11 protein-coding genes and 1 riboswitch are annotated in these 11726 nt (G+C 37.9%); of the genes, 9 read left to right on the forward strand and 2 right to left on the reverse strand.

Translation table 11 applies throughout. The features are described 5' to 3' along the window. Positions 1–36: 36 nt before the first annotated feature. Positions 37–1275 carry an MFS transporter gene (locus tag ACIQXV_RS10620; RefSeq protein WP_402958587.1) on the reverse strand — a complete coding sequence of 413 codons (1239 nt, stop codon included), beginning with the start codon at positions 1273–1275 and terminating at the stop codon, positions 37–39. Between the two features lie 186 nt (positions 1276–1461). Beyond that, positions 1462–1627: riboswitch (M-box (ykoK) riboswitch) on the forward strand. Between the two features lie 173 nt (positions 1628–1800). Between ACIQXV_RS10620 and ftsW the strand changes: the two genes are divergently transcribed. The 9 genes from ftsW to ACIQXV_RS10665 all read left to right on the forward strand — a co-directional run bounded on the left by ftsW (position 1801) and on the right by ACIQXV_RS10665 (position 11197). Further along, on the forward strand, positions 1801–3012 hold the full coding sequence (gene ftsW, locus ACIQXV_RS10625) for a putative lipid II flippase FtsW (RefSeq protein WP_402958589.1): 1212 nt from the start codon (positions 1801–1803) through the stop codon (positions 3010–3012). Next, entirely contained in the window at positions 2951–4288 is a 1338-nt protein-coding gene (gene mgtE, locus ACIQXV_RS10630) for a magnesium transporter (protein WP_402958591.1), read from the forward strand. Before ftsW ends, mgtE begins: the two co-directional genes overlap by 62 nt. Positions 4289–4429: 141 nt before the next feature. Continuing rightward, on the forward strand, positions 4430–5065 hold the full coding sequence (ytaF, locus tag ACIQXV_RS10635; protein WP_402958593.1) for a sporulation membrane protein YtaF: 636 nt from the start codon (positions 4430–4432) through the stop codon (positions 5063–5065). A gap of 152 nt (positions 5066–5217) precedes the next feature. Continuing rightward, positions 5218–5865, forward strand: a complete 648-nt coding sequence (locus ACIQXV_RS10640) for a helix-turn-helix domain-containing protein (protein ID WP_402958595.1) — start codon at positions 5218–5220, stop codon at positions 5863–5865. A 27-nt stretch (positions 5866–5892) separates the two neighbouring features. Further along, the gene (locus ACIQXV_RS10645) at positions 5893–6852 is read left to right on the forward strand and encodes an LCP family protein (protein ID WP_402958597.1); all 960 of its coding nucleotides are present in this window, start codon (positions 5893–5895) and stop codon (positions 6850–6852) included. A gap of 82 nt (positions 6853–6934) precedes the next feature. Continuing rightward, complete coding sequence (locus ACIQXV_RS10650; RefSeq protein WP_402958599.1) at positions 6935–8131, forward strand: FtsW/RodA/SpoVE family cell cycle protein; 1197 nt, start codon at positions 6935–6937, stop codon at positions 8129–8131. A 249-nt stretch (positions 8132–8380) separates the two neighbouring features. Further along, a complete protein-coding gene (locus ACIQXV_RS10655) occupies positions 8381–8581 on the forward strand; it encodes a cold-shock protein (protein WP_024027764.1) in 201 nt (66 codons plus the stop codon). Positions 8582–8871: 290 nt separating this feature from the next. Next, entirely contained in the window at positions 8872–9693 is an 822-nt protein-coding gene (locus tag ACIQXV_RS10660) for a hypothetical protein (RefSeq protein WP_402958601.1), read from the forward strand. Positions 9694–9826: 133 nt separating this feature from the next. Continuing rightward, the gene (locus ACIQXV_RS10665; protein ID WP_402958603.1) at positions 9827–11197 is read left to right on the forward strand and encodes an MATE family efflux transporter; all 1371 of its coding nucleotides are present in this window, start codon (positions 9827–9829) and stop codon (positions 11195–11197) included. A gap of 367 nt (positions 11198–11564) precedes the next feature. Here the strand turns inward: ACIQXV_RS10665 and ACIQXV_RS10670 are convergent, their stop codons facing one another. Beyond that, positions 11565–11687 (reverse strand): hypothetical protein, encoded by a 123-nt coding sequence (locus ACIQXV_RS10670; RefSeq protein WP_402958605.1) that lies wholly within the window; start codon positions 11685–11687, stop codon positions 11565–11567. Positions 11688–11726: the final 39 nt, after the last annotated feature.

Genomic DNA, 11726 nt, shown 5'->3' on the forward strand with positions numbered 1-11726 from the left:
CTTTTATAAAAATATGAAACTTTCTATATAATACAACTAATAAGACGCTTTTTTTCTTGAAAAAAATTTGGTTGATTTTTTGGTTTTCCTGAATTTAAGGTACATGAGCAGGAAGACAAGGGCGCTCATGAATCTTAAGATAGAGTTGATTCCCATGGATATTTGAATACCGGTTACTTCTAAGAGCCATATTCCGATTTGCGGCGCAATAAAAGCGACAAACGATAAAAGGACATTATAAGTTGTGATGCAATAGGTTCTCTTTTCCTTTGGAGATTTCTCTAATAATAGGTTGAACAAGAGAAGCATGGTGCCGGAAACAAAAAAGCCGGAAGTCATTTGCACAAAGGTTAAATAGACTAGATTTGTAGACAAAACGGTTAAAAATGGTGCGGTTGCCATTCCGGCAGCCACCCAAATGAGCATTAAAGTGTTTGACTTTTGCTCCGCCCATCGTTTCCATAATGGGAACGAGAAAATTTGCACCAATTGATTGGCTACTGAAAAAATACTAATCCACAAAATCGTCGCATGGGCATATTTTACATTATAAATATTGAATAGCCCCCAGGCCATTTGCCAAGAGAAGTTAAAGCAAAGGGAGGTAATGAGAAACCATTTGTATCCCTTATCCTTAAAAATGGACCAATCCATTGACGATTTCTTTTGGTCTTTGCTCGACTTTGGTTCCGCTTTTTCTTTATGCTTCATTAAAAAGAATACTTCTAATAAGCCAAAAAGAAAGGCAATCACAAATAAAAATTGATATGCAGCAGCATGATCCGTCTGTTTTTTCATGGCAATTCCGATTATCAAGGTTGTAACCATCCCAACAATTGTTAATAGTCGATTTCGGTCACTAAAAAAAGCACCTCTTCGTTCCTCCTTAATCATTCCGCTTATCAGTGTTTGCCAACCAATATTCGAAATCGTACCAGGAACATTCATTAAAGCAACAATGATTAAAAAAGCACATCCTTGGTAGGCAGCAGGGATCAGAATAACACCAATTAATAATAAGAATAATGCTCGTGCACCTAAAACCGACATCGCGACTGTTTTCTTTTGCTGATCTAACCGATTTAACATTATTGCAGCTGGAATCGTCATCAGCAGGGCAACAAGCGGCGGCAGGGAACTGATTAACCCAACTTGATAATTGGTTGCCCCTAAGATAGATATAGCGAATATTGGAAAAAAGTTACTTGCCAGATTCACAGCAATGGTCGACACCATTCCATGATAGATACTTACCTTTTCGTTATATGAGCGCATGTATCATCACCATTTTCACTTAAAATTCTACTGTTTATTATACAATCGAAACATGATATTTCTACAAAATATTTAAAAATAAATATATTTTAAGATAACTTTATAAAAAACACTTAGCAAATATTGATTAGTACGTTGACATTTTGACAACAAACACATATATTATAACTAATTTAATAAATACTGAAAGTATTCTGTTAGGTGAGGCTCCTAAATAGAGACACGCTTCTGCCCAAAAATGTCGAGAGACGCCAATGGGTCAACAGGAAAGATCGGAAGAAGGTCTTTTTTAACGAAGCTGGTACTTGTACCTATGCTATTTAGTGCTAAAACTTGAACGAGGGAATATTAGGTAAAAAACCTATTAAACTGTTAGAATTTTCAAGCGAAAAATAGTTTATTAATGTACATACATTGGCCTTTATTTCCTCAATTTGAGAAATAAAGGCCTTTTTTCGTTTTTAACCCAAGCAGATGGGCAATGGGTTCAAAACAATCAGTAATCGTCAACAAGAAGGTGATTGAATGGGTATTAAGCATTTGAAAAAGCTGGACTATTTATTAGTCATTACTACCGTACTTTTATGTTTGTTTGGATTGGTCATGGTTTATAGTGCAAGTTTTCCAATCGCATCGGTTGATTTCGGGAATTCGCGGTACTTTTACATTAAACAATTGAACTCCATAATAATCGGATTTGTTCTAATGGCCATCACTGCCGTAATTCCTTACCGTGTTTATGGAAAGTTTAGTCCAATTTTGGTGTTAATCTCTATCTTTTTATTGATCATGGTGTTAGTTCCATGGTTCGGAGTGGTGAGGAATAATTCACAGCGATGGCTCCAACTAGGGCCATTGCTCATCCAGCCAACAGAAGCCGTTAAACTTGTCATGATCATTTATTTTGCAAGCGTATACGCAAAAAAGCAAACCTATATTAATCATTTTTGGAAGGGAGTTATGCCGCCGCTTTTTATACTAGGTACTGTTTTTTTACTAATATTGAAACAACCGGATTTAGGGACAGCGACTGCGATATTAATACCTTGCGGGTTTATTCTGCTTTGTTCAGGTGAACGAGCTATTCACTTACTTCTATTAGGCAGCATAGCCTTGGGTGGAGTAGGTTTTTTAGCACTATCCGCTCCCTACCGCTTGAATCGGATTTTATCGTTTCGAGATCCCTTTGCTGACCCATTTGGCGATGGTTACCAATTAGTAAGCGCGTATCATGCCATCGCATCTGGGGGGATATCGGGGAAGGGTTTTGGTCACAGTGTTGAAAAATTGGGATATCTCCCCGAAGCGCATACAGATTTTATTATGGCAGTTATAGTGGAAGAACTGGGCGTATTCGGTCTGCTGTTTATTATATTTTCCTATTTATTCATCATGTATCGCGGTGTCCGTATTGCCCTAAAAGCCAAGAATTCATTTGCAAAATTATTGGCTATTGGTCTGACTTTTCAAATTATGGTACAGGTCATATTTAACCTGAGTGCTGTATCCGGCCTTCTTCCAATCACTGGTGTCCCGCTTCCTTTTGTTAGTTACGGGGGTTCCTCACTAGTATTTATGTTAATCTCCATAGGAATTTTAGTGAATATATCTTGGAGCAGACATTCTTATACAGCTAAAACTTTTCAACCCAATGAAAGAAATGGAGGTAAAGAATATGGAACACAACATGGAATTACAAACGATTTTGCAGGAGCAAAATCATCTCTGTTTAAATGAGTTCATTGGAGATCTTCAACCATTTGATATTGCGGAAATGGTTAGTGCGTTGGATTCGGAAGAACAAATTACCTTTTTCTACCTTGTAACTGCATCATTTGGAGCAGAAATTCTTGAATATTTAGATCCAGAACTGCAATATAAAATATTGCTTCGTATCAATGAACAAAGAAAATCAGACCTTATAAATGAAATGTCTAGTGATACAATTGTAAATTTGTTCTTATCGGTTCATGCGAATCAGGGGAAAAAATTATTGGCCTATCTGCCTGAAAATTATCGGGAGAAGATACATCATCTAATGAACTATGATCCCGATACAGCTGGTAGATTAGCAACAATCGATTATGTTGCTGCCCGAATTCACTGGACCGTCGAACAAACAATCAGACACATTCGGAAAGTCGGCCAGGAAGCAGAAATTGTTTCATATATTTATGTAATAGGTAGGAACGGTGACCTTGTTGGTGTTGTTTCTTTAAAGGATATCATCCTAGCCGATGCAGGAACAATATTAGTGGAAATTGTACAAGGGGAACCAGTTTCTGTTTCGGTAGATGTCCACAGAGAGGAAGCGGCGGATGTATTGTCCAAATACGACCTTATTGCGCTTCCTGTCGTCACCCATGACCAGCGAATGATTGGAATCCTTACTGTAGATGACCTAATAGATGTTATTCTCGAAGAAGCAACCGAAGATTTTCAAAAGCTTGGCGGAAGTCAACCGTTAATGGATCCATACTTTAAAAATTCAATCTGGAGTATCTATCGAAAAAGAATCGGATGGCTGTTAATTTTGTTTGTTGCAGAAGCTTATACAGGAACCGTGCTGCGGCATTATGAGGAAACACTTTCCGAACAAATTGCCTTAGCCTTTTTTGTTCCGCTCCTTATTGGAACAGGGGGGAATACGGGGTCACAAACGGTAACAACATTAGTTCGGGCTATGGCGGTAGGGGAAGTAGATTTTAAAGATATTTTCAGAGTTTTTCGAAAAGAGGCAACAACTGGATTATTTTTGGGGCTGTCGATGGGAACGGTCGCGTTTATCCGTGCCTTTTTCCTCGGTGTTAACGTAAATGTTGGGGCGGTTGTCGCCATATCTGCGATGTTTATTGTCATTTGGGCATCCATGGTAGCGTCCGTTTTACCAATGATTTTAAATAAGTTAAAAGTCGACCCCGCCATCGTTTCCGGCCCATTTATTACCACTCTAGTCGATGGAACAGGATTGATTCTTTACTTCACGGTTGCAAAGATCATTTTGCATCTTTAATGACCCTTCGTGAGCGTACGTATTCCATAGATTACTAGCTATCCGAGAAGTGATGTTGACTTTTTATCAACGATTTTTAAAAAAATAAGCACTTTTCGTCAAATGAACAATACAATGTGAAAAAATAGGGAGGGATTTACATTGTCTTGGTTGTTCATCTTGGCTTTTGCTGTTTCATCTAGTGTTGATAATCTAGGGGTAGGAATTTCCTATGGGATTCGAAAGATAAGAATTGGTTTGCGTGCCAATCTACTAATTGGTGTGATTTGTTTTCTTATGAGTATGGCGGGGATTACATTCGGAATGTGGCTTTCAAAAATTCTCCCCGGCATATTCCCTGTAATTATCGGAGCATTTTTTCTCATTATCATCGGTGTTAGGATCATTCTGTTAGGTGCCCCGCGAAAAAAAAGAACGGTAGCTGTAAGCAATGAGGGTGATTCAGTCAACTCCCCTAGCATAAAAGGAGTTTTAAGGAATCCTGAGGCAGCTGATGTGGATCATTCCGGCGAAATTGGTTTAGGGGAGGCCATTATGTTGGGGGTAGCATTGTCTGCGAATGCCCTTACGAATGGCTTAGGGGCAGGATTACTTGGGTTTTCACCACTTGGTATTTCTCTAACAGCCGCGATTGGCAGTATTATCAGTGTATGGGCCGGAGTTCGTTTAGGCCATAAATTAGCAAACATTCGGATTGGTTCATTTACACTGGGAGAATTCGGAACAATTATTAGCGGGATCATTATAATCATCATTGCATTTTCCGCGTTCTTTTAAGCTGTATTAATCGTAATTAGTTGACAAAACGTCAACGTGTGGTTATATTTCTATGAGACACGTACATTATTACTCTGAAAATAACATTTGTGTAGATGCGAATTTTCATTTTTATTCAAAATATTTTTTCTGTCCAAAGGGAAGGGAAGCGTATGTTAGATCAACAAAAAACGAGTAAACTTGGTTTATTTTTAAAAGAATTACTTAAGGAACGGTCTTTATCAATGAGAAAACTTAGCGAGTTAACTAATATTGATAAAGCGACCATTTCGCGGATTATTAGTGGAAAAAGAAAGGCGACTCCAGACCACTTGCAAAAAATGGCTGCTTGTCTTGGTGTTCCGATCGCTGATTTATTTACAGCTGCCGGGTACACGGTTGACCAAAGCCAGGAAGAGCTGAATTCAGATATTCATATTTCGATAGACAGCATTCAAAGTATTCTAGAAACCTCTGAATTATATAAAAATGCATTTTCAATTAAAAGTGTAGAACAACAATTGGAAAAATATCAACAATATTCACATACTGAAGAGGGAAAAGACACGATTCTTTCCGGCTTTAAGAAAAAACTCGAGAAAGTTGGTAGCATCGGTCCATTTATCAGTCAACTGAAAGAAATGTTTGAGCGGTTTCGTTCAAGAGAAGGCAGTCCTATTGAACTTGCCATCGTAGGTGGTGCACTCATTTACTTTATTATTTCGGTAGATGTGATTCCGGATTATATTTTTCCAATCGGATATGTAGACGATGCTATCGCCGTAAAACTTGTTTTAGATTTATTATCAACAAAAGCATAAAATTATTTCTGACAGGTGATTGTTCAAATGGAAAAACGAGAAAATATACACAAGAAACGGAAATGGCTTAGGTATGGCGTTTTAGTGGTTCTGACTTTATGTATAACGGTTGTTTTTTATTCTGTATATCAATATAAAAGCGGTTTATCTGAAGCGAGTAATAGCCAATTTAAGGATGAACAGAAAAATTTTGATGATTTCCAAGGTGCCGAACCGCAATTTGGAGAGATAAATATTTTATTACTTGGAAGTGATTCACGTGGTGAAGAGCATGCGCGATCTGATACATTGATGATTGCGCATTATAATCAAAACACAAAGAAAATGAAGATAGCTTCGATTATGAGAGATTCTTACGTGGATATTCCCGGATTTGGCAAGCAAAAAATAAATGCGGCTTTTGCATTTGGTGGGCCTGAATTAGTAAGAAAAACGATTAAAGAAAATTTCGATGTCGAAATAAATTACTATGCCATTGTCGATTTTGAAGGTTTTTCAAAGATTGTTGACATTGCCGCTCCCAAAGGAATTGAGGTCGAAGTTCCTTATGAAATGTCGTATGGAATTGGGATGACACTACAACCCGGGAAACAATTATTACATGGTGATAAATTATTAGGCTATGTTCGTTTTCGCCATGACCGCTTGAGTGATTTTGGCCGGGTGGCAAGACAGCAGGAAGCCGTTTCAAAGATAAAGGAACAAGCAGTCAGTCTTCATAATTTAGTTAATCTTCCAAAGATCCTAGGGGTTGCTACTACTTATATAGATACAAATGTTGATTCGCCAACGATTCTATCAATCGCTAAAGGGTTACTTGCTGGGAAATCAACCAAAGTGGAGAGTATTCGGATACCAGTTGACAATTCATATGTCGATGAAACTGTTAACGTGGGAGCAGTGCTTAAATTAGATTTTGAGAAAAACCAGGAAGCCTTAAAGGACTTCCTAGCATCAAATGAAACTGAAAATGCTACAAGTTTCTAAGACTGAACTGCTGGCTACTGCCAGTAAGTAGGTCAGAAACAAGACGGAAAGTAAAATAAATGAAATACAATTGGTGAATTAAATGAACAAAGAAATAAATATTTATAAAAGATTAGATGGATCCATCATGCTCATCTTGATGGTATTTTTTATCACAAGTATCGTATTTATTTATAGCAGCCAGCAGACAGGCCAGTATGGTGCACAAAATTTTGCGTTGAAACAGGGAATCAATTATTTCATCGGTTTTATCCTTTTACTCCTTGTTGCTAAGCTCGATGTGGAGCAACTTGAAAGATTAGCTTGGCCCACGTATATTTCCTTATTTATTCTCATAATCCTGTTGCGATTTTCACCAAATTCGATAGCTCCGATGATACTTGGTGCTAAAAGATGGTTTAGTATACCTGTATTAGGCTCGATCCAACCATCAGAGTTTTTTAAAATTGCATTGATTATTTTGGTAGCTAGAGTCAATTCAAAACATAATACGATTTATTTTAAAAGAACATTGAAAACAGATTTATTACTAGTAGGAAAAATTCTTCTAATAACGATTCCGCCCTCCCTGTTTGTCTACCAGCAGCCGGACACGGGTATGGTGTTTCTATATTTGATTGCAATCGGGAGTATGCTGTACTTATCTGGTTTAAACAGAAAGCTTGTGGCTGTTTTTGTCCTGGTTCCTCTTTTAGTAGCAGGGCTGCTCGTTTATTTTTATTTGCATCAGCCAGATATTATTTATAATCAATTAATCCCACTTTTAAAGCCCCATCAGCAGGAACGAATAATTGGCTGGTTAGATCCTGCAGGAAACAGTAATCAGGCATATCAAAGCAAAAAATCGATTTTAGCCGTAGGGAGCGGTGAATTAGTAGGTAAGGGCATCATGAAAGGAAAGGTATATATACCTGAGAAACACACTGATTTTATTTTTGCAACTGTAGCAGAGGAAGGTGGTTTTTTATTTGCTTCCTTCATCGTCCTATTATTCATGTTCCTGATTTTTAGAATTATTAGAACCGGTCATAAATCACAAACACCCTTTGGTATGTATATTTGTGCGGGCATTACATTAAGTCTGTCTGTGCAAATTTTTCAAAATATTGGAATGGTTGTTGGGTTAATGCCTGTTAAGGGGATTTCATTACCCTTTTTAACCTATGGCGGCAGTTCGTTGTTTTCCAATATGATATTAATGGGAATCATATTATCAATAAGAAAAACATTTGGATTATATATGTTTGCAGGGAAAAATGAGTTTTCTAAGGATTATTAAACCAGGTTTACTCAAAACGTCAATCCATAATATTCCATTTGGTAGCTTCCATATTTTCAAACAGAGAAAAACTTAACGTATCTTTGATTTTTATTCGTTTGCATTAATTTATTATTTCTGTTATAGTAAAGAAGAATTATTTTTGTGAGTCGGAAAGAACGTTAAAGTGAATCTGCTTTTTGTCTTGAAGATTTGAGCAAGGATAGTAACACATTGTGTGCAAATAGCACACAGCAGGAGGAAACACACATGGAACAAGGTAAAGTAAAATGGTTTAATGCAGAAAAAGGTTTTGGATTCATCGAGCGCGAAGCTGGAGACGACGTATTCGTACACTTCTCAGCAATCCAAGGCGAAGGCTTCAAATCTTTAGACGAAGGTCAAGCAGTAACTTTTGACGTTGAGCAAGGTCAACGTGGACCACAAGCTTCTAACGTTCGTAAAGCATAATCTTAACCACATAAATAAAAAAGGCCCTCTTGTAGGGTCTTTTTTTATTCCTTAAAATTAGATATTCTGTTTCACTTTACAAAGATTCGCCCTTCATCCAGGAAAAAAAACCTGCTCAATAATTGAGCAGGTTACATGAATCAATAAAGCAAATGGTAGAATCAGTATACCATAGAACGAAAACAATCGCACCTTTTTTCCTAGCCTCCTATTGTTTAGTGAGGATAATTATCATTTTTTACATGAAATGATATAATCAAATAAACATACAAGTAGAAGGAAGTGTTGGAATGGTGATCCTAAGGCCTCAATTAGAACAATCCGAGTTGACTCAATATATCCTGCCAAAAGGGGACATTGAAGTCTTTCGTGATGACGACCATTATAAAGAGAAGCTTAAGGAATGGGGACTATCGTCCGCAAAGGAAGCAAAACGGGAATTTTGGTATAAGGATCGAAGCTACCAGCGTCAAGTGACGATCAAAGGATATGAGGTGTACGGGGGTGCTGGGGAACTAAACACCCTGGTGATTGAATTCCAAGACGGCAATGTAAGCTGTATTCACCCTGCGTACTTAAAAGAAATGCAGCAGTCAAGTTTCGGAAAAGAAAGCCTATTGACGCTTGAGGACAAAGAGAGTACATCTGAAACAGCGCAAGCAATAGAAAAGGAAATCGTGACATCTGAACCTGAATCTGTCCATGAAGCAGAAACTCCAAAAAAGGATAAGGCGGCTAAACCTCCTAAGGAAGCGAAACCTAAGAAAGAGAAGGCCCCCAAGCTTGAACTTCCTGCGGAAAAAGTTCATTTTACCGCAAAGGTTAAGCAGTTTGCACTTGTATACAATCCTTTTAATGAAGAAAATGATGAAGTGGTCGTCCTAGAAAATGTCCAAATTGTCCAGGAAAATCCACTAGATCTTGGGTTAGCTTGGTGCAGCCACAGTAAAACACTGAAAAAATTCGAATTAGCCGCTGGAGACATGCTTGAATTTGACGGTAAGGCAGCTGCCAAGAAATTGGCTAAAGGAAAAGACGCACCCGAAGAATTTACGGTCGACACAGCCGTGTTGTATAAGATTAATAACCCGTCCAAAATCGTTAAAAAATAGGACCTCCCTCGAAAGGGTCCTATTTATTTTTCAAAATAAATCAAACGGAACCAAGATATTTAGCAGAGGAATAATAATCGAAGATAGCGTATAATGAAGTTTCGGACTTTTATTTCTCGAGGAGTATTTAATTATGAATCAAACATTTACGATCAAGGAAAAAACAAAGCAAATTTTTATTTTGTTAATTCCCATTTTAATCACGCAGCTTGGTATGTTTTCAATGGTTTTTTTCAATACAATCATGTCAGGTAAATATAATTCCTCCGATTTAGCGGGAGTGGCGATTGGATCATCGATTTGGAGTCCGATTTTTAACGGAATCAGCGGAATACTTCTCGCTGTTTCACCGATAGCGGCCCAACGATTTGGTGAAAAGAAGAGCAACGAAGTTTCCGCCGTTGTGAGGCATGGAATTTACCTCTCCGTTATGATTACATTAGCTGTTATCATCCTGGGATTTTTCTTATTAGGTCCCATCCTAGATAAAATGGGGCTGCCGGTTGGTGTCGAGAAAACAGCCTTTAATTATTTGGTGGGTCTTAGTTTTGGACTTTTGCCATTATTTGTTTTTAACGTGCTAAGATCCTTTATTTATGCATTAGGGAAAACACGTGTCGTCATGGTCATTATGCTCCTGTCGTTACCGGTCAATTTCTTTTTGAACTATGCGTTCATCTTTGGTCATTTTGGATTTCCAGAGCTTGGCGGTGCCGGAGCAGGGTATGCCACTTCCATTACGTACTGGATCATCATGGGGATGACTCTGTTTATCGTGAAAACACAGGATCCATTTTCTTCTTATCCTGTGTTTTCTAATATAAGGGAATTTTCTTGGGAAAAGTGTAAGGAAATTTTAAAAATCGGCGTACCGATGGGACTCTCTATCTTCTTCGAGACAAGTATGTTTGCCGTGGTAACGATTCTGTTAAGTAAGTTTAATGTCACCACGATTGCAGCCTATCAAGCAGCCTTAAATATTGTTTCATTTTTATACATGATTCCAATCAGTATTTCTACCGCATTAACCGTTCTAGTCGGTTATGAAGTAGGGGCAAAGCGCTATAAAGATGCAACACAATATAGCTGGTTAGGAGTAGTGCTCGCCATCTTGATCGCCACCGGCACGGGGATGTTAGTCGTTGCGTTCCGTTACCAGGTTGCCGGTTTTTACTCGAATGAAACAGCCGTGATTAACTTAACAGCCAATTTCTTAATTTTTGCGTTGTTCTTTCAAATTTCGGATGCCATCCAAGCAACGGCGCAGGCGGCATTAAGAGGGTATAAAGATGTCAACCTTGCCTTTATCATGACCCTAATCGCGTATTGGCTGATTTGTTTACCGGCAGGTTACCTGCTCGCCCATTTTACCGGCCTCGGAGCAAGAGGCTACTGGGTCGGACTAACCATCGGACTACTAGCAGCAGGAATAGCCCTATCCCTAAGACTCATCTACATCCAAAAACGGAAATTCATCAACATCCAAGTTAAAGAAGTTGTGTAGGTTAGCAATGGTGTCAGGCACCATAAATGAGTTATAGAAGTTACTTAGGGTGGAAAGGGTGTCAGGCACCATCTAGCAAAATAGTAAAATAATGACGCCATTCCTTGTGGAATGGCGTCTCGATGTTAATATAATTTTTTTATGCCGAACCATTTTGTAAATAAGCTTTGGTTTTTATCCGTGATTATAAGTTCATCCATGATTAATTTTTCACGATTGGTAGAAATCCAATTCTTCAATTCCTGTTTATCATTAAATCGCGTATAATATGTTTCCCCACCTTTTCCAAGTGCGTTGACAACATACCTACAAGTGTTCCCCATAGTGCCCACCTTTAAATAAATAATTGTATTCTATATGGATTATATCAGTCTTCTAAAAATAGTCCATCATTATTTTTCATCAAAATTATCCAAATTTTTTTATCCGATAAAGGCGAGGAATAGTAAGCGTTTCCACCTTTTACTTCAAAAAAAATAACATCTGCCAAGGCTTTTTCTCTCCCTGTGAACAAAATGAACAAAATGGT

The organism is Neobacillus sp. NPDC097160 (assembly GCF_044762155.1).
Lineage (GTDB): Bacteria > Bacillota > Bacilli > Bacillales > Cytobacillaceae > Neobacillus.